The sequence below is a fragment of the Mycobacterium sp. MAA66 genome (assembly GCF_041261665.1).
Lineage (GTDB): Bacteria > Actinomycetota > Actinomycetes > Mycobacteriales > Mycobacteriaceae > Mycobacterium.
This window is the reverse complement of the sequence record NZ_JBGCCC010000009.1, coordinates 126417-145783: the sequence shown is the minus strand read 5'-3', so window position 1 is coordinate 145783 and position 19367 is coordinate 126417. Positions and strand designations below refer to the sequence as shown.

The 19367-nt window shown below is 66.3% G+C and carries 15 protein-coding genes; 6 read left to right on the top strand and 9 right to left on the bottom strand.

Annotated features, from left to right (window positions below):
* Nucleotide 1 precedes the first annotated feature (1 nt).
* Nucleotides 2–460 carry an XRE family transcriptional regulator gene (locus ABIA30_RS21965; protein ID WP_370069425.1) on the bottom strand — a complete coding sequence of 153 codons (459 nt, stop codon included), beginning with the start codon at nt 458–460 and terminating at the stop codon, nt 2–4.
* 17 nt (nt 461–477) lie between these two features.
* The gene (locus ABIA30_RS21960) at nt 478–3354 is read right to left on the bottom strand and encodes an MMPL family transporter (protein WP_370069296.1); all 2877 of its coding nucleotides are present in this window, start codon (nt 3352–3354) and stop codon (nt 478–480) included.
* A gap of 408 nt (nt 3355–3762) precedes the next feature.
* Here ABIA30_RS21960 and ABIA30_RS21955 point away from each other — a divergent pair, with 408 nt between their 5' ends.
* Both ABIA30_RS21955 and ABIA30_RS21950 read left to right on the top strand, forming a co-directional pair.
* A complete protein-coding gene (locus ABIA30_RS21955; RefSeq protein WP_370069294.1) occupies nt 3763–4347 on the top strand; it encodes a hemophore in 585 nt (194 codons plus the stop codon).
* Nucleotides 4348–4501: 154 nt separating this feature from the next.
* The gene (locus tag ABIA30_RS21950; RefSeq protein WP_370069292.1) at nt 4502–4888 is read left to right on the top strand and encodes a heme-binding protein; all 387 of its coding nucleotides are present in this window, start codon (nt 4502–4504) and stop codon (nt 4886–4888) included.
* A gap of 65 nt (nt 4889–4953) precedes the next feature.
* Here ABIA30_RS21950 and ABIA30_RS21945 read toward each other — a convergent pair whose 3' ends face one another.
* The 3 genes from ABIA30_RS21945 to ABIA30_RS21935 are packed head-to-tail and all read right to left on the bottom strand — an operon-like array spanning nt 4954 to nt 7685.
* Nucleotides 4954–5340: a DUF3054 domain-containing protein gene (locus tag ABIA30_RS21945; protein ID WP_370069290.1), complete on the bottom strand. Its 387-nt coding sequence runs from the start codon at nt 5338–5340 to the stop codon at nt 4954–4956.
* On the bottom strand, nt 5330–6565 hold the full coding sequence (locus ABIA30_RS21940) for a M23 family metallopeptidase (protein ID WP_370069288.1): 1236 nt from the start codon (nt 6563–6565) through the stop codon (nt 5330–5332). The genes ABIA30_RS21945 and ABIA30_RS21940 overlap by 11 nt, the downstream gene beginning before the upstream one ends.
* Nucleotides 6546–7685, bottom strand: a complete 1140-nt coding sequence (locus ABIA30_RS21935; RefSeq protein ID WP_370069286.1) for a YbhN family protein — start codon at nt 7683–7685, stop codon at nt 6546–6548. The genes ABIA30_RS21940 and ABIA30_RS21935 overlap by 20 nt, the downstream gene beginning before the upstream one ends.
* Nucleotides 7686–7781: 96 nt before the next feature.
* On the opposite strand from ABIA30_RS21935, the gene ABIA30_RS21930 reads away from it, so the two are divergent.
* The gene (locus tag ABIA30_RS21930) at nt 7782–8918 is read left to right on the top strand and encodes an AI-2E family transporter (protein ID WP_370069284.1); all 1137 of its coding nucleotides are present in this window, start codon (nt 7782–7784) and stop codon (nt 8916–8918) included.
* Here the strand turns inward: ABIA30_RS21930 and ABIA30_RS21925 are convergent.
* The 3 genes from ABIA30_RS21925 to trmB form a co-directional block, all read right to left on the bottom strand.
* Nucleotides 8878–11865: an MMPL family transporter gene (locus tag ABIA30_RS21925; protein ID WP_370069282.1), complete on the bottom strand. Its 2988-nt coding sequence runs from the start codon at nt 11863–11865 to the stop codon at nt 8878–8880. The two genes, ABIA30_RS21930 and ABIA30_RS21925, sit on opposite strands and share 41 nt — an antisense overlap.
* Before the next feature lie 65 nt (nt 11866–11930).
* The gene (locus ABIA30_RS21920) at nt 11931–12638 is read right to left on the bottom strand and encodes an NYN domain-containing protein (RefSeq protein ID WP_370069280.1); all 708 of its coding nucleotides are present in this window, start codon (nt 12636–12638) and stop codon (nt 11931–11933) included.
* Between the two features lie 61 nt (nt 12639–12699).
* Nucleotides 12700–13443, bottom strand: coding sequence for a tRNA (guanosine(46)-N7)-methyltransferase TrmB (trmB, locus tag ABIA30_RS21915; protein WP_370069278.1), 744 nt, complete (start codon nt 13441–13443; stop codon nt 12700–12702).
* 124 nt (nt 13444–13567) lie between these two features.
* On the opposite strand from trmB, the gene ABIA30_RS21910 reads away from it, so the two are divergent.
* Nucleotides 13568–14605 (top strand): hypothetical protein, encoded by a 1038-nt coding sequence (locus tag ABIA30_RS21910; protein ID WP_370069276.1) that lies wholly within the window; start codon nt 13568–13570, stop codon nt 14603–14605.
* Between the two features lie 207 nt (nt 14606–14812).
* Entirely contained in the window at nt 14813–16642 is a 1830-nt protein-coding gene (locus ABIA30_RS21905; protein WP_370069274.1) for a phosphoenolpyruvate carboxykinase (GTP), read from the top strand.
* A gap of 101 nt (nt 16643–16743) precedes the next feature.
* Here the strand turns inward: ABIA30_RS21905 and ABIA30_RS21900 are convergent, their stop codons facing one another.
* On the bottom strand, nt 16744–17514 hold the full coding sequence (locus ABIA30_RS21900; RefSeq protein WP_370069272.1) for a hypothetical protein: 771 nt from the start codon (nt 17512–17514) through the stop codon (nt 16744–16746).
* Nucleotides 17515–18069: 555 nt separating this feature from the next.
* On the opposite strand from ABIA30_RS21900, the gene ABIA30_RS21895 reads away from it, so the two are divergent.
* Entirely contained in the window at nt 18070–19359 is a 1290-nt protein-coding gene (locus ABIA30_RS21895; protein WP_370069270.1) for a sodium:proton exchanger, read from the top strand.
* The last annotated feature ends 8 nt before the right edge of the window (nt 19360–19367 follow it).

Genomic DNA, 19367 nt, shown 5'->3' with positions numbered 1-19367 from the left:
GTCACTCGCCGCGGGTGGCGCGGATCTTGGCGAACCGGTCCGACAGCCGTCGCATCCGCACCAGCAGCGACGCCGACGGACTGGTGGTGCCTTCCAGGTAGGCCGAGAGTTCTTCGCCGCGAACGCCGATGCGTGAGGCGAATTCGGGGACCCCGAGGCCGGAGCGCTCCAACAGCAGCCGGATCTGGCGGGCGACCTCTTCACACTCGTTGGCTTCCAGATGGGCGCGGGTGCGGGCCAGCACCTCGGTCAGCGCCTTGGAAACCCCGAACGGTTGGGTGGTCTCGAGCACCTCTTCGACCTGGCGGGCGGTGCGTCCGAAGGGGTCCCGCTTGATGGCCACCACGATGCGCTGCCATACCGACAGGTCATCGGTCTCCAGTGCCGAGCGGATCGCTGATGTCGGCCAGAACTCCACCGGGGTGTCAGCCGGCGACGACGCGGCGTCTGCGCCGTCCATTGCTTCGGATGTCAACGTCACCTCGTCTCCTCCAACATCGCCACCGCCACCGCCAGGCACCGCTCTCGCACGAGGGCCCAATCGCCTGGATGGTCCTGCCCCCCACGCGGGGACGGATCAGCCAGCCGACGGACCAACTGACTGGCGACCCATGGCCCCTTCGACTCCAGACCACAGTAATACCGGTCCATGCCGGTCAGTACCGCCGCGACGGTGCGCGGATCCATGCAGGTCACCAGGTCGGCGAAGTCGGCATAGTCCTGGGTGCTGTTGCGGCCCATGATCAGATAGCTCTTCAGTCGCAGTGTCTCGGCGCCGGTGGGGATCCGGAGCCGGTCGCCGGTGGGCAGCAACACTTCGGCGGTCTCTACCGGACGGCTGCGTTCCAGCGCGGGTATGGGGCTGTCGGTGGCGCTGGACAGTGCATCCAGGGCTACCGCCAGCCGACTGCCCCACAAGGTCACCGGGTGTATCCGGGTGTCTGAATCAGCTTGTTGCACTGCGGGTTTTGTGGTCTTGGTGACGCCTCGGGGCAACACGGCCACTGCGCCGCGGGTCAGTCCAGCCGCCGAACAGCCACTGAACACCAACGGATCGCTCACCGTAATGGATTGCGGAGCAAGTGTTTTGAACTTTGCAGCGGACTTCACCACGGTCCGCAATTCGGCCCCCGAGGGCCCGACGATCGGCAGATCCTCGGGAATGATGACCAGCGTGCCGGTGTCGGCCTGGGGGAGCGGCTTCTCGAAATCCACCGACGGCAAGAGTCGGTCGAGCCAGCGCGGCACCCACCAGTTCCACTGGTCGAACATCGCCATCAGGGCGGGCACCAGGACCAACCGGACCACGGTGGCGTCCACCGCGATGGCGACCGCGCAGGCGACACCGATCTGCGCAACCAACGGCATGCCCGCGAAGGCGAAACCGATGAACACCGCGATCATGATCAGCGCGGCACTGGTGATGGTGCGGGCGCTGGTGGACACGCCGTAGGACACCGCGTCGCGGGTGTCGCCGGTCTGCAGGAACCGCTCCCGGATGCGGGTCAGCAGGAAGATCTCGTAGTCCATCGACAACCCGAAGGTCATCGCCAACACCAGTGGCGGGACGGTGCTGTCCAGCGATTCGAGGTGTTTGAAGCCAAGGGCCTGCCCCCAGCCCCACTGGAAGACAACCACCAGGCTGCCGTAGGCCGCGGCGACCGACAGCACCGTCATCAGCACGCCCTTGAAGGCCAGGAACACCGAGCGGATCGAGATCAGCAGCATCACGAAGGCGATGCACGCGACGAACACGAAGACCAGGGACTGCGTGGCGGTCACCCGGGCGTCGAAGTCCTGGATCAGTGCGGTCGGCCCGCCGACGTCCACGGTGACGTGCGGGCCCGCAGCCGGCGGTAGTTTGTCGCGCATCCAGGTGACGGTCTGGCGCGCTTCCAGGTCCTCGGGGTCGACCGACATCACCGCGGAGAAGAGAGCACTGCGATTGTCATTGCCGAACACCGGCGGTGACACGTTGATCACGTGCGGCGCCTGCGTCATGGTCCGATGCACCGCATCGAGCGTCGCGGCGTTCTGGGCGTCGGCCGCGGTGTTGTCCCCGAACGTCACCAGTACCCGTATCGGCCCGAGAGCTCCGGGACCGAGCGCTTCCGCGGCGGCCGCCACCCCGCCACGGATCTCGTGGTTCGGCTCGAACTGGCGCAGCATGCTGTTGCCCAGACTCATCGAGAAGGCCGGTGCCGCCATGATGATGAGGAAGACCGCGGCCAGCAGCGCCGACAACCAGGGCTGGTGCATGGTCTTGTCGGTCCATCGAGTCCAGAACGGCGACTGCGAGGAGTCCGGTCGCCGGGTCAGGTGCAGCCAGGACGAACGACGTGCCGCCCGCTTGCCGAATGTCGCCAGCACCGCCGGGGTCAGGGTGGTCGAGGTCAGCACCGCCACGGCCACGGCCAAGATCGCGCCGGTCGCCATCGAGCTCAGCACCGGGGTGCCGATCAGGTAGATGCCGGTGACCGAGGCGATGACGGTGAGTCCGGACAGCAATACCGCCAGGCCCGAGGTCGCCATCGCCGCGTCGGCGGCCTGGTCCGGATCGCGTCCGGCCCGCAGTTCCTCGCGGAACCGCATCAGGATGAACAACGAGTAGTCCACGGCCAAGGCGATGCCGAACATCGACAACGTGGACGTGGCGAACACGCTCATGGTGACCCAGATGGACAGCAGGTACACCAGGCCCATCGTCACCACCACAGTGCAGAAGCCGACCAGGATCGGCATGGCTGCCGCGGCGAGCGAACCGAACACCGCCAACAACACGATCAGAACGATCGGCATGTTCCACTGCTCGGCCTTGCCGATGTCGTGTTTGGTGGTCTCACTGGCGGCGGCGCCCAGGGCACCCTGGCCGATCACGTACAGCTTGACCTTGCCGTCCGCGAATTCACCGGGCTTGGACCCGTCGATGCCGACGGCCTTGCGCAACTGTTTGGCGATGTCGACGGCGCCGCTGTTGTGGAAGTCGAGCTGCAGGGTCACCACGTACGGCCGGTCGGCCTGTGGCGCCGGCTGTCCGGGGTTGGGCACGATCTTGACGCTGGATACGCCCCCGGCTATCTGCTTGAGGTGGTCGACGGCACCGGCCAGGTCCTGCAGCGACGCACCCGGCTGCGGCGCGGCGACCAGGGCCAGCGGCGAAGCGCCCTGATCGGGGAAGTGGTCCTCGAGTTGGTATTGCACATGCAGGGACTGGGATCCGGCCACGTCGAAGCCGCCGCCGGTGAGATTGCTCGACTGGGTGGCCGCCAGCGAGATCGACGGCACCAGCAGCAGCAGCCAGACCGCGAACACGGGCCAGCGCCAACGGCGCAGCAGGCCGCTCAACCGCATCATGAACTGCTGGATGGCGAACCCTCTCCGTGCGGTGTGCCCTGCGCTGTGCAGGTGTGTCGGGCGGCGCTGTGCCGCGGTGACCCTACTCCAGTATGGGATAGGCCGACTGTGTCCCGCGGGGCCTCGCAGAATGCTCGTCGCCGGCATTGCGGTATCGCGCAGCCAATGCCCAGCAACGTCGATGACCGGCGAATACGGTGCCGCCGGAAGTCATTCTAATGCCCGCTGAACTGCGAGTTTGCTGGATGGATTGGGCGCCGGTCTGTTCTGAGTGGCAATATGGTGGGTGATCGCCTCCGGGGATGGGGCCGGCCGCTCGCTCGGCAAGTCTCGACGACATTCGGAAACCGGAGTTCGCCAAGTGTTTACCCGGCTGTCGGTGCGGCGTGAACCATGAGGAGTTACGCAATGAGAAAAGCCATAGTCAGCAGCCGTCGGGCCTGGGTCGGCGCGTTCGCTGCCATCGCTCTCGGCGGTGCGATTTCGGGTGCCTTGGACGCCCCGTCAGCTACTGCCGGTCAAGATCCGTGCGCGGCCAGCCAGGTGGCCAAGACCATAGGCATGGTGGCGACCTCGACCGGCACCTACCTCGATGCGCACCCGGAGACCAACCAGGCGCTGACCACCATCTCGCAGCAGCAGCCGGGTCCGCAGTCCCTGGGCTCGCTGAAGGCGTACTTCGATGGGCACCCGCAAGAGGGCATGGTCATGCAGCAGTTGCAGCAGCCACTCGTCTCCTTGACCACGCAGTGTCACCTGCCGCTGACCCTGCCGCAGTTGATGGGCGTGATGCAGCCTGGACAGGGCGGTGCACCCGCCCAGCCCGGGCCGGGCGGCGCACCCGCCGGCACGCTGCCGATCCTGCCGGCTGAGGCTGCCACGCCGCCCGCGCAGGCGGTCGCCGCGACGCCGGGCACACCGGGGGGCAGCATGTGGAATCCGAGCCTGCCGGGGGTCACCACGGCCACGTCGAGCACGGCCGGCGTCCACTGACGTATCGCGCCAGCGTCCCGCAGTGCCCGTGACGACCGAATCTCTGCATCGGATCGGCACGGAAACACCACGACATGACACAGTCGAGGTCGATTCCGATTAGGTTTGGGTGCCGGTACCTTCCGGCACTGTCGACATCGACGAAGGAGTGAGCATGTTGTTCTCGGCCCTTGCGGGGCGGCGCGTTGTTGCCGGTGCCATCGGCGCCGGTGCGATCGCCGGCTCCATGCTGTTCGGTGGGGTTCCGTCGGCCCTGGCCGACGATCAGCCGAACTGTACCGCCGCGGATCTGGCCGGCGTCGCGTCCGGCGTCTCGGCGTCGACCTCCGCGTACCTGTTCACCCACCCGGACGTCAATGCGTTCTTCACCGGGCTCAAGGGGCAGCCGCGCGACCAGATCAGGTCCAAGGTGAAGGATTACTTCTCTCAGAACCCCGACATCAAGGCTGACATGGAAGGTATCCGCCAGCCGCTGACCGACATGAAAGCCCGTTGCGGTGACGACCTGCCGGTTGGGCCCGGCGGTCCGATGGCGCACTGAGGCCGCTCTCGACGACCCGGGCCCGGCTGATCATTTGACGGCCCCGGGTCGTCGTGGTCTTGGGGTCAGCGCCGCCGGCGCAGGGCCGCCGCGCCGCGCCAGCCCAGCAGAAGTACCGCCGTGACGGTCGACGCGACCACGACGAAGCTGACTGCCACGCCCTGAGACGTGGCTTTGCGCAACAACATTCCGATCACCACGGTGCTGATCCAGACCGCCAGCCCGGTCGGCGCAATGGCCAGCGGCCGGCGCCAGCCTCGCGACGCCACCCAGCCGACAGCGGTTCCCGTCAGGAACGGCCATGCCGTGTGCGCCACGCCGGCCAGGGTGATGCCTTCGGCGTGACTGCGCCGGCCGACCGTGGCGAACACCACGATGCAGACCACGTCCATAAGCAATGCTGTTGCGGCAGACCGTGTTCCGATGGTGGTAGTTTCGCTGCTATTGGGCATAGTTCATCACATCCAGAAACAGTGGGCTGACGTTGCTCTCGGCGCGGGCGGCGAACCCGGGCTGAAGTTGTGCGGGCCGGCCCGCCTCCAGTGCGGTTTCGGCTGCGCTGGAGGCCAGCCGGTTGGTCAGGTGGAACGACGTGAAGACGAACGGCAGGCCGTCGGAGCGCAGCGGGTCGGGTGTGCTCATCACGTGGAAATGCAGATGGGGCGCATCCGAATTGCCGGAATTGCCCAGCCGTCCGAGGGCTTGCCCGGTGCTCAGCCGGTCGCCGGGGTGCACCCGAACGCTGCCTGTCTGCAGGTGAGCGTAGAACGCGTAGTTGCCGCCGCCGATGTCCTGGACGACGTGGTTTCCGCCGTACTGCTGCAGCGTCAATCCGGTCGGCGCCTGCCCGGGTACCTGTTCTGCAAGGCCGTCGAGGACGGCGACCACCGGACCGTCGGCGACGGCGTGCACATCGGCGCCGAAGTATCGGTAGCTCTCCGGTTTTGTCTTGTCGCCCTGGAACACTCGGCCGTCGTCGTCCAACTGTAAGTAGTCGATGGCGAAACGCTCAGCGCCCCAGAGCTTTCCGTCGATAGGGTTGAGTGCCATGCGGTGCGGCGTCATGTCGCAACAACTGTTGGCGTCCAACCAGTTCGGGCCGTACAGCGGTGGTGAGATGACCGCCGGAGCGCGATCCGAGACTTTCACCTCGGCAACGGTCTCGGTGACGACTGGCGGTACCAGCGGCGGCATCGGCCGAGTCACGGTTACCACCAACTTGTGCGAAAGATGTTGGGGAACTGGGCTACCGGTGTCGACACTGACGTCGAGCCAGACCTTTCCGAACTGGCCGGCCCCGAGCTTGGTGGTGGGGTCGTGGCTGCCGGCCGGCCTGGTCCAGTAGGCCAACCGCTCGCCGGAAAGTTGCAACAGCGTCTGGTCGCCGGAGTTCACTGCCAGTGAATCCACGGTGACGTCCTGGTCGCTGGCGTTGGTCAGCAGTAGTTCATAGGCCAGATGCGTGCGGCCATCGGTGGCCGGCACCGGGACCGGCGCCGCCAACACCTCGGCCAGCACCGGTGTGACGATCGGTGTAGCTGCAGATTCTGTTGTGACAGTCGATGATCCGGTGCTGGTCGGACCTGATGCCACGGGCGCCGACGGTGAACACGCGGTCACGGTTGCGGCCAGCGTCACGGTGGCCAGCCGCGCCGCGTTACGGGCTGTGCGGGACATTGGGTGGTTCCCATCGGTCCTGCTGGGCGTTGGTGGACGGAGGGTGATTCGGTTCGGTGGCAAGGCTTTCCGGGGCGTCTGGGTCGATGTCCTTCTCGGTGCGGAACATGAAGAAGAACACCACCCAGCCGATCGCCGAGATGAAGATCCAGCTGATCAACCGATAGATGAGCATGGTGGAAATGGCTGCGGCCAAGGTCATTCCGCTGGAGACCAGGCCGGGTACCAACACGGCCTCGACCACCAGCAGGCCGCCGGGCATCAACGGGATCGCGCCGACGGCGCGGGCCGCCGCGTATGCGACCGTCAACCCGGCCAACGATGGGTGGCCGCCCGAAGCATAGGCCGCGCAGGCCAGACAGGCCACGTCCGCGACCCAGTTGAACACCGACCAACTGAACGCCACCGTCAGCGTCCGGCGGTTCAGGCGCACGGACTCCAACTGCCCCAGGGTCTTGCGCCAGGCGGCCAGTCCGGTGTCAGAGGGCTTGCCGCGCAACGTGTTCAGCCAGGCCAGTACGCGCACGCCGATGCCGTCGATCTGGTTCGGATTGGCTGCCACCGACTGGCCCAGCAGCAACAGGGCCACGAACCCGCCCAGTGAGAAGATCAAGGACAGCGGGTTCTTGCTGGCGCCCAACATGAATGCGCCACCCAGCCCGAGCAATGCGAGTCCCACTACCTGCAGCACCCCGGACATCACCAGCTGCCAGGACGCCACCAGCGGCGAGGCTCCCCACAGCCGCTGTTGGCGGTATACGAAGGTGGCGGACAGCACCGGTCCGCCCGGAAGGGTTGTGGACAACGCGTTGCCGGCATAGAAGGCGGCTTCGGATCGCCACTGCTTGACGGTGACACCGGCTGAGCGCAGCAGGGTGCGCTGTATCTGCGCAAAACTGTGCATAGAACCGAGCGCGGCGAACGCGGCAGCGAGCACCCACCACCACGTGGCGGTCAGCATGCTGTGCCAGGCCTTCGCCAGCTGCTCCCAGACAATGACGACCTCGACGGTCAGCACGGTGACCGCGATGGCGATGAGAACCCAGCGCAACCACCAGTACTTGCCGCGCGTACGGCCTACCCGGATTCGGCCGTCGCTGACCGGCGCGTCGTGCGACACGGTCTCCAGGGTAGTCGGGGCCGGTCGGCATGCCGTGTGCCACACCCCGGCGGCGGACACGCCAGTTTGTCCGGACCCGGGATTACGCTGACGCCCATGCCCGAGGGAACCCCGCTGGATAGCCTCGCCCACGACTCGGTGAGCCCGCTGGTCAGAAAGGTCGCGGCCTGGAGTTGGCGGCTGCTGGTCATTTTCGCCGCGGTGGTGGCGGCGTTGTCGTTGATCGCCCGACTGGAAGCCATCGTGGTGCCGGTGCTGTTGGCCACGCTGGCCACCGCGCTGCTGGTGCCGGTGGTGGATCAGCTGGACCGACGTGGCCTGCCGCGCGGCGCCGCCGTCGCCGTCGTGGTGCTCGGCGGGGTGGTGGTCATGGGCGGCGTGTTGACCTTTGTCGTCAGCCAATTCATCGATGGCGCACCGGCATTGGTAGATCAGGTGACCAGGAGCATCGACGGGGCCCGGCAGTGGTTGACCGACGGGCCGGTGGTGCACCTGAGCAAGGATCAGATCAACAACGCGGGGCAGACCGCCATCAAGGCGTTGAAGGACAACCAGGCCAAGCTGACCAGCGGTGCACTGTCGACTGCCGGCGCACTGACCGAGATCATCACCGGCGCGCTGCTGACGATGTTCACCCTGATCTTCCTGTTGCAGGGTGGGCGCGACATCTTCGCCTACGTCACCAAGATCTTTCCGGACTCGGTCCGCGACCGGGTTCGTGACGCCGGCCGGGCCGGTTTCCGCTCACTGATCGGCTACGTCCGGGCCACGTTTCTGGTCGCTCTGGTGGACGCGGTGGGTATCGGTGCGGGACTGGCGATCATCGGGGTTCCGCTGGCCCTGCCGCTGGCGTCGCTGGTGTTCCTCGGTGCGTTCATCCCACTGGTCGGTGCGGTGCTCACCGGTGGCCTTGCGGTCGTCGTAGCACTGATCGCCAAGGGCTGGGTCTACGCGCTCATCGCGTTCGGCCTGATCATCGCGGTGCAGCAGCTGGAGGCGCATGTGCTGCAGCCGCTGGTGATGGGCCGGGCGGTGTCGGTACATCCGTTGGCCGTGGTGCTGGCGATCGCGGCCGGCGGATTCACCGCTGGCATCATCGGAGCGCTGATCGCCGTGCCGACCGTCGCATTCCTGAACAACGCGATTCAGGTGCTGCTGGCACCTGATCCCGCGGCTGAGGAGGAAGCGCTGGCTACAGCCGACCTTCCCGACGCAGGAGATCCTGCGCACTGACCCCGCCGCCGCGGCGCTTGCCCTTTTCACCCTCGCGGGTGTCGATCTTCTCGGTGGCGTCGGGCTGACTCTGCGCCCGGAACGCCGTGGTGGGTGCGTTCCCGGCATCGGCAGGCGCGCCCGGGGTGGGGATGGCCTGCGTCGGCGGAGCCGAGAATGCCTGGGTCGGTGGGGTCGAGGTGTCCTGCGTGGCCGACGGCCGCGGGCCGTTGGGGGGCGGAGCCGGTGTGCCGCTTCGCAATTCGCCGAGCCACGACTCGATCTCCCGGTTGCCGTTCGGCCCGTCGGTGCCCGCGGCGCGCTTTGCGCGGCCGGGGACTCCGAATGCTGTGGTGGCGGGGGCGTCGTCTGCCGATTCCGGTTGCGGCGCGGGACGGCCACCGGCCATGCCTGACACCACATTGCGCAAGGCATCCTTGGCGATACCGAACCGAGTCGTCGCGGGCTCCGTCGACGGTGCCGGAGGCAGCGGCGGCGGTTTGGGCTGCGCGGGCGGTGCCGGTAAGCGGGCGGGTGCGGCCGTCGAACCGGGCTCGATCCGTGCCGGCGGTACTCGGCCGGCGACGCCGGGATGGGTCGGGTCATGAGGCTGGCGCGGCGGTACCGGTGCTCCCGAGCCGACCAGGGCACGCGGCTCTTCGGGGTCGCGGTTCACCGGACGCTTGCGTTCGTCGGGCAGCTCGGTTTCGCCGAGGCCCAGCTTGACCTGGATCCGCTTCATCCAGGTCGGCGCCCACCAGCAGTCGTCGCCGAGCAGCTTCATGATGGCCGGCACCAGGAACATCCGGATGACGGTGGCGTCCAGCAGCAGTGCGATGAGCAGGCCGAAGGCCAGGTACTTCATCACCACCAGGTCGGAGAATGCGAACGCTGCGACGACCACGGCCAGCACCAGCGCGGCGCCGGTGATCAGTCGACCAGTGGTCGCGGTACCGATCCGGATGGCCTCGGCGGTGGACATGCCGCGTTCGCGGGCCTCCACCATGCGGGACACCAGGAACACCTCGTAGTCGGTGGACAGGCCCCAGATCACGGCGATGATCAAGCCGATCATGGGCGCCAACAGGGGCTGCGGCGTGTAGTTCAGTAACCCAGAGCCGTGCCCGGCATCGACGAACATCCAGGTCAGGATGCCCATGGTGGAGCCCAGAGTGAGCGCGCTCATCAATGCGGCCTTGATCGGCAGCACGATCGATCCGAACGCCAGGAACATCAGGACGGTGGTCGTGGCGACCAGGAGCACCGCCATCAACGGCAGTTTCTCGTACAGAGTGCTGATGCTGTCCTGCGCCAGCGCCGGCGTACCGCCGACCAGCACGGTGACACCGTGTGGTTCCTGCAATGCGCGAAGTTCGTTGATCTTCTGCGCAGCGTCATTGCTGTTGACCAGGGCGTTGGACAGCACCCGGACAGCCGGGTTCTTGGTGCCGCCGTCCTGGTAGGACCGCTCGGTCCACATCTTGGACGGGTCGTTGTTCGGGTCGACGAACCCGGACACCGCCATGGCGTTGGCCTTGACCTGGGCGATCTGCTGATCGGTGACCGGTTGGCCGTTGTCGCTCTTGATCACCAGGGTCAGCGGGTCGGTGCGGAAACCGGGGAAGAGCCTGTCGAAGTCCTCTTGGGCCACCCGGACCGCGTTGTCCGGCGGCAGGTACTTCTCACTGAGGCCGCCGAGTGCCAGCTGCCCGAGTGGGATGACCAGCAGGATCATGCCGATGATGATCGGTACGGCGAAGGCCAGCGGCCGCTTCATCACGACGTTGACCAGGCGGCCCCAGAAGCCCTTCTCGACCTCTTCGCGGGTCTTGGTCTTCTGGGTCTTCTCGGCGAACCAGTCGATGATCTTGCGAGAGAACGGCCAGTTGGCCAGGAACGGCACCCGCAGGAGCGTCCGCACGCCGAGTGCATCGACATTGGTGCCCAGGATGCCCAGGACCGCCGGCAGCACGGTGTTGGACAGGAACGCGGCCAGCAGCACCGAGGCGATGATCGCGTAGGTGATGGACCGCAGGAAGCCCAGTGGGATCAGCAGCAGGGGCAGCGAGGACGCCACGATGATCACTGCGGAGAACGCCACGGTCCGGCCCGACGTCATGACCGATCGGCGTACCGCGGCTTCGACGTCGTAGCCGTCGGCCAATTCCTCTCGGAACCGGCTGACGATGAACAGGCCGTAGTCGATCGCGATACCGAAGCCCATCATGGTCACGACAGGTTGGGCGAAGAAGTGCACCGGGCCGAACTCGGCGGTGAAGCGCAGGATGCCGAGCGCCCCGCCGATGGTCAGGCCACCGATGATGGCGGGCAGTGCGGCCGCGATCGCGCCGCCGAAGACGAAGAACAGCACCACGGCCACCAGGGGGACGATGGCGAACTCGGCGCGCTTCTGGTCGGTGCCGATGGTTCCGGTCAGCTCGCTGGCCAGCGGCTCCATACCGGCCAGCTTGATGTCGCCGCCGTTGATCTTCTGCAGGTCGGGAGCGACCGCCTGGTAGGTCTTGAGGAGCGTGTCGTCGTCATCGCCCTTGAGCGGGACGGTGATGAAGGTGTGTTTGAGGTCGGCCGTCTTCATCGCCTGGACCGTCGGATTGTCCGTGGTCGGTGCCTTCAGCCAGCCGACCCAGGCGACCACCTGGTCCTTGTGGGCGTTGACGAAGGAGTCCAGCTCACCGGTGACTTTTTTCTGCCAGGCCGGGTCGTCGATCTTCCCGTTGTTCGGCGGGGTCAGGATCGCCACCACCAGGCTGGTCCGGTCACGTCCGTACACCTGGTCACCCAGGACCGAGGCCTGCACGGACTGGCTGTCCTCGTTGTAGTAACCGCTCTGGGTGACGTGCTGGCCCAGGCTGGACCCGTACACGGCGCCACCAAGGCACAGGGCGACCAAGACTCCAATAACTATGTATCGGAATCGGTACACCGTTCGACCCCACCAGGCGAACACGTCAGCTCCTCACAATTCTTTTCACAACACTCGTTGCCACCGCGCACATCATGTGTAGTTATGCCCTAGACGCGCGAGGTCAGCAGCGAGGACAACGGCCGGAACGGCTGTAGCCACGCGCCCTGATCAGGCAGCGAATCCAGGCCGATTCGCGGCAGCGGCTCCCGAAAGACACCAGGGATGTCCTCAAGGTCGACAAAGTCCAAGGTATCCGACGCTAATGCCCAACTGGCATGTTCGCGAAATCCGAGGACGGTCGCTGGCGTGCCGTCCCGGGCGATGTCCTCCAGGGGTGATCGGAACGCCTGCCCGTCGGCCGAGGCGACAAAAACCCTGGCCAGGCCTTCGGACCGGCGCAGCGCGAGGTGCGCGAGCATGTCCGCGTCGACGTCGCTGTCGTCGTCGGTTTTCGGCTTGGCGAAGACCGCGAAGCCGACATTGCGCAGTGCCTCGACCCATGGCCGCACCACGTCGGCGCTGCCGGGTGCGATGTTGGTGAACACGGTGGCTTCGGGCTCATGTGACACCGAAAGCTGGTCGGGCCGACGCGCGGCGGCGATCTCGGCGGTGCGGGCCAACAACCACCGGCCCAGGGCGTCGAACCGTGGGCGGTGTGCCGCGGTCGGGCGTCCGCCCAGGATCGACCCCAGGCCCATGTCCAGGTTGGGTGCGTCCCAGATCAACAGGACCCGGTCCTGCGGCGGCACGGACGGCAGCTGCGGGTCTGGGGTGGACGGCAGCGGCTGAACCGGAATGGCCTCGGTGATACTCATGCGACTCCCTCGCAGGCTCGGACGTCGCGCGCCTGCTGTCGATTCGCTCCGCGGGCGTTGCTCATGGCAACTTCTCCCAGATCAGTTCGGTGATCGAGCTGCCGAGACCCAGGCCACGTGCCTCATACTTGGTGGTCGGGCGGTGCACCGACACCGGCAGTTCGGCGTCTTCGGTAGTCCGTCGCAGGGTCGGCTCGGCGTCGCCGACCTCGGCGATCTGTACGGCGTATTCGGCATGGTCGGTGGCCGCATGCAGGATGCCGCCGGCACGCAGTCGGCTGGAGATCAGCGCCACGGTCTCCGGTTGCAACAGCCGGCGCTTGTGATGGCGGGCCTTGGGCCAGGGGTCCGGGAAGAACACCCGCACCGCCGTCAGCGTGCCGGGCGCAACCATGTGCTCCAGCACGTCGACGCCGTCACCCCGGACGAACCGGACATTGGTCAGCCCGGCACGGTCCACGGCGCCGAGCAACTGCGCGATGCCCTTGCGATAAACCTCGACGGCGACCACGTCCAGATGCGGCTCGTCCTGTGCCATCGCCAGCGTGGATATGCCGGTGCCACAGCCGATCTCCAACACCACCGGGGCGGTGCGGCCGAACCAGCCGGGCAGGTCCAGCCGCGGTGCGGGCTCGTCTTTCTCGGACCGGGCGGCGGTACCCAGCTCAGGCCAGCGCCGGTTCCACAAATTTTGTTGATTCGCGGACAGGGCGGACCGGCGGGATCGGAAGCTGGTGACACGACGGTGTTGGTGCGCTTGGTCGGCGTCCTCGCGCTGGGCATGCATTGGTCCATCGTCGCGCATTGCGCCTCGGGCGCCCGCATCGTGGTGCAGATTGATACCCAACAGTTGCCTTATGGGACCCAGTGGGGCCCATGGGGCAAAACTGGCGTCGGATTGCCTGCGTCCCGGGTGCAACGATGATCTGGTGCAGGCAGCGCTGACCGCGGCAGATCGGTTGGCCGATGCCCTGCAGCAGTTTGCTGAAGTCAATGCGATCCCGCGGCTGCTGCCGGTGGTATCGGGGCTGCAGGAGGCCTCCGATCCGCACGATCCGGTGCGGGACTATCTGGCCGTTCGGCGGGCGTTGGCCGAAACATCCTGTCTGGCAGCCGAATTGGCCGATGGGCGGATCGACGCGTGGCTGGCCTGCGAGGCCGTGGCCCTGGTCGCAATGGCAGCTGCCGTGGCGGTGGTCGAATCGGCAGGGGTGCCGGTGGACCGCGGGACCGATGCCCGATCGCAGCTGAACCGGGCTCGGTATTGGCGGGGCTACAGCCGCGGTCCGGTCACCGACCTGCACCGTCGTTGCGGCCAGGACATCACTCGGGGTTCGCTGCGCATGCTCGCCGGGCATCGTCCGGCCGTCTCGGATGCCCGGCTGGCCCTGCAGCGGGCCCGGCTACAGCTGGTCGACGCAGGTCGTGCGCGCTGCGGCGCGCTGCGTCGAGACGTGCTGTCGTGGCCGCTGACCGGCCGGGGCGGTCGGACCCGGTTCGAGCAGCGGGTCCGGGCCAGGTCGGCGTACCTGTTCGAGGTCGCCGACGTGGAATCGGCACGTCAACTGGCCGAGATCGTCGATCTGGCGACGACCCCGTGGCGGATGCCCACCATCCCGGATCCGCCGGCCGGACCGCGCACCGATGAGCGCTGGCTCGGTGCGGTGCTCGGCGCTGGGTTCGGGATGGGGGTGGCGCTGGCGGCGATGCGACTGATGAGTGGCCTGGCCGGTGTGGCAGAGGCCGGCGCCGCGGTGTTCGGCCTGCTCGTCGGATTGGGCCTGAGCTGGTGGGTGGTGGCGGTTCGGGGCCGGTTGCAGGCGCGCGCCGCGTTGGATCGCTGGGTAGCGGACGTGATCGGTGCGGTCCGGCAGGCGTCCGAGTACGAGCTGGCACGCCGGTGGCTCGATGCGGGTCAGCACTTGGCCGAGCGCCGCCCGCCGACACATCACAAATCGAGAAATTGATGTTGTCCCGACAATTGCCAGCGACCCTACTGGTGGGTAACCGACGCGATTCTCGGAAGTTTCGGTGGTAGTCGCGTTAGGGCAGGCCAACCGGCGTTTCTGAATCGTTCTTGTGAGAGATCGGACAGGGTCCCGATTCCCCATGTGTATGTCACTCACGTTAACCTCTAAGCAGGTATTACCGCGAAAACCGAGCAGGAGAATTTGATGACTTCAGCGACCATTCCCGGTCTGGACGCCGCGCCGACGAAACATGAGGGGCTGCTCGCCTGGGTTCGCGAAGTTGCCGACCTCACCCAGCCGGACCGGGTGATGTTCGCTGATGGTTCGGCCGAGGAGTACGACCGGCTCGCGGCGCAACTCGTCTCGGCCGGCACCTTCCAGAAGCTGAACGACGAAAAGCAGCCGAATTCCTATCTGGCGCTGTCGGATCCGTCCGATGTCGCACGTGTCGAGTCGCGTACCTACATCTGCTCGGAGCGCGAAGAGGACGCCGGTCCGACCAACAACTGGATGGCCCCGTCCGAGATGCGGCCGCTGATGACCGACCTCTACCGCGGCTCCATGCGCGGCCGGACGATGTGGGTGGTCCCGTTCTGCATGGGCCCGCTGGACGCCGAGGACCCCAAGCTCGGTGTCGAGATCACCGATTCGGAGTACGTCGTCGTCTCCATGCGCACCATGACCCGGATGGGGCAGGCCGCGCTGGACAAGATCGGGGAGGACGGCTTCTTCGTCAAGGCGCTGCACTCGATCGGGGCACCGCTGGAGCCGGGCCAGGCCGATGTGCCGTGGCCGTGCAACGACACCAAGTACATCACCCACTTCCCGGAGACCCGCGAGATCTGGAGCTACGGCTCCGGTTACGGCGGCAACGCCTTGCTGGGTAAGAAGTGCTACTCGCTGCGCATTGCCTCGGCGATGGCCCATGACGAGGGCTGGCTCGCCGAGCACATGCTGATCCTCAAGCTGATCTCCCCGGAGAACAAGGCGTACTTCATCGCCGCGGCGTTCCCGTCGGCCTGCGGTAAGACCAACCTTGCGATGCTGCAGCCGACCATCCCGGGCTGGCGCGCCGAGACCGTCGGTGACGACATCGCCTGGATGCGGTTCGGCAAGGACGGCCGGCTCTATGCGGTCAACCCCGAGTTCGGCTTCTTCGGCGTGGCGCCGGGCACCAACTGGGATTCCAACCCGAACGCGATGAAGACCATCGCCGCAGGCAACACCGTCTTCACCAACGTCGCCAAGACCGACGACAACGATGTGTGGTGGGAAGGACTGGAGGGCGAGCCCGACCACCTGATCGACTGGAAGGGTCACGACTGGATCCTTCGTGAGACCGAAACCAAAGCGGCGCATCCGAATTCGCGCTACTGCACCCCGATCTCGCAGTGCCCGACGCTGGCTCCGGAGTGGGACGACCCGCAGGGTGTGCCGATCTCGGCGATCCTGTTCGGCGGCCGTCGCAAGACCACCGTCCCGCTGATCACCGAGGCCCGCGACTGGCAGCACGGCGTGTTCATCGGCGCCACCCTGGGCTCCGAGCAGACCGCTGCCGCCGAGGGCAAGGTCGGCACCGTGCGTCGCGACCCGATGGCCATGCTGCCGTTCCTGGGTTACCACGTGGGTGACTACTTCCAGCACTGGATCAACATCGGCAAGAACGCCGACGAGTCCAAGATGCCGAAGATCTTCTTCGTCAACTGGTTCCGCCGCGGCGGCGACGGCCGCTTCCTGTGGCCGGGGTTCGGTGAGAACAGCCGGGTGCTGAAGTGGGCCGTTGAGCGCATCGAGCACCAGGCCGAGGGCACCAGCACCCCGATCGGCATCGTTCCCAGTGCGGCCGATCTCGACTTGTCGGGTCTGGATGTCGACACCGCCGATGTCGCTGAGGCCCTGGCCGTCAACGCCGACGAATGGCGCAACGAGGTGCCGTTGATCGAGGAGTGGTTCGAGTTCGTCGGTGAGAAGCTGCCGACCGGCATCAAGGACGAGTTCGACGCCCTCAAGCATCGGTTGGCCGAGGAAGGCTGACCCCTTCGCGCGCACGCGTAAAACTGCCCCTCTTCTTCTCGGACGAGGGGCAGTTTTGCTTCTGATGGACGATCTGATTCAGCCAGAGCGTCGACTGCGGGTCACATCCCGCCGAAGCCAACCATGCCATGTCGGAATGCCTTGGCGTACTTGACGATTTGACTTCGTGCGTGCACGTCCCGGTAGTGCAGGATGACAGTGACCCGTTTCGAGCCGGGTGCCACGGGCATGGTCGCGTGGTAGGACCGGTAGCCCCAGAACAGGTACGCGTTGCCCGGCTGCAACTGCACGGTTTCGGCATCGCGATGCAAGTTCAGTCGCCGAACGAATCGCCGACGGAACGTATCGCTCTGGGTGACGGCCTTCTCTAGGACGTTGGTCACGGCCCAGCGTCGATACGGCCGCCGGTTGGGGTAGATGACCAACTCGCCGGACTGGCCGGGGGCGGCCTCGGGGATGACGATCGGCAGCACCACCGTCACGACGCTGGCGTCATAGTGGAACCACAACGGCCGGTCCGCAGGATCGGCGCCGCTGATCACCCGTAGCGCGCATTCGATGCCAGACTTCGATGTATCGGCCGTCGGATGTGCCGCATCTGTCACGGCGTGGAGCAGAGCGCACAGGTCCGGGTTCGAGGTGAGATCCCGCAGGAACGGTAGCCCGCTCGCGGAATCTCCCTGAAGCATCACCTCGTGAACTCCGGTGGGAACCGTATCGGCGTAGTTGCGCACCGCGTCGAGCCACTCTTGTGGCACGGCCGCGGGGAGGCAGGCGGACCCGGTGAGATCGATCTCCGAGGCGACGGTGGTGGGGGAAGCCTGGAATCCGCGGCTCGGGATGGCGGGCGCAGGCGTACTGGTCGAGCGCATGGGATGAATCTATAACATACCTACGGTATTTATTTGCTTGTAGCTTCGCACTCTGACATTTCCGCAGCGGCTAGTAGGTGGTGAACTGCACAGTTGGCCGGATTGCCGTGGTGAATGAGCTTTGCCAAAACTGTCGTGCTGTGTAGATTTTGGCCGGGGTAACGGGGTGGCGCGCCGACCTTGCCGCGCTCGACTCGGGGGCTGTCACGTATTTGCTAAGGAAACTCAAATACAAAAATACGGGTGGCCAAACTTCTGTTTCAGGGCCATTGACCAGCAAATTTAGTGCCACAATCGAGATCAATTCGTAGTAGCGCTAAGTTGCTGAGGGTTGGAAATCGGGCTATCGTCGACGTCAGCGAAGGGGAGTAGTTCCTCACCGTCGAGCAATTCGGGCGGGATGCGGATGGTCGACATGCTGGCGGCAGAGAAGCCGCCCGGTCATCCACCGGGTGTTCCCCGGCGAACGAGACCTTCGGCCGGCACCGCAGTTGTCGGTCCGAGTCTCGTCGCCCGTCGATCAGGTTCGGACCACCCAACCGAAGGACCACCGACGTGATCCACACCCAGTCGCTCCGCCCGACCTCGGGGCGAACCTTCGCCAGATCCCTGGTCCTGACCGCAGTGTTCATCCTGCCTGCGGTGGTCCTGCGGGTCACCGACATTCACCCCAGCCCGGTCGTCTCGCTGCTGGCGTACGGTGCCGCGGTCGTCGCGGCGAGCTTCGTCCTGGCCTGGGCCGCCGAATCTGCGCAGATGGACGTGTCGGGTGGCCTGGCCATCGCAGTGCTGGCGCTCATCGCGGTGCTGCCCGAATATGCCGTCGACCTCTACTACGCCTACGTCGCCGGGCACGACGCCGACTACGTGCAATACGCCGCGGCCAACATGACGGGCTCCAACCGGTTGCTCATGGGTATCGGCTGGCCGGTGGTGGTCATCGTCGGATTGTTCGTCGCGCAGAAGACTGCGGCGCACAAGACGGGCGGCAGCAAGTCCGTGCTGCCGCTGGAATCCAGTAACCGGGTCGAGCTCGGCTTCCTGCTGATAGCAGGCCTCGTCGCCTTCATCATCCCGGCCACCGGTCGCATCCACCTGGTGTTGGGTGTCGCCATGCTGGCCTGGTTCGGCTTCTACCTGTACAAGATGACCCGCGGCGAGCCCGAGGAGCCGGAGCTGATCGGCACCGCTGCGGCGATCGGAGACCTGCCGACCCGTGCGCGCCGGGTAACCGTGGTGACGATGTTCGTGGTGGCCGGTGCGGTGATCCTGATGTGCGCGGCGCCGTTCGCAGACAGTTTGATCGCTGCCGGTACGCAGTTGGGTGTCGACCGCTTCCTGTTGGTGCAGTGGTTGGCACCGCTGGCTTCGGAGGCCCCGGAATTCATCATCGCGATCATCTTCGCCTCGCGCGGTAAGAGCACGGCGGCCATCGCCACCCTGATCGCTTCCAAGGTGAACCAATGGACCCTGCTGGTCGGTTCGTTGCCCATCGCCTACCTGGCCGGTGGTGGCGGTACATCGCTGGTGCTCGACGGCCGCCAGATCGAAGAGGTGCTACTGACCGCGACGCAGACCATGATGGGTGTCGCGCTGATCCTGTCGCTGCGCTTCCACCGCAATGTGGCTTGGCTGCTGCTGGCGCTGTTCCTGGTGCAGTTCCCGATCACCTCGACCACCGGGCGACTGGCGCTCTGTGGTGTCTACGGTGTGCTCACGGTGATCGGCCTGATCGTCAACCGCAGCAACGTGGTGGCGACGCTGCGGGCGCCGTTCGTCGACGCGGATGACGATGACACCGACCTGGCGCCCGGCAAACGAGCGTTGTCCGGCGTCGGAAATTGACCCGCTTA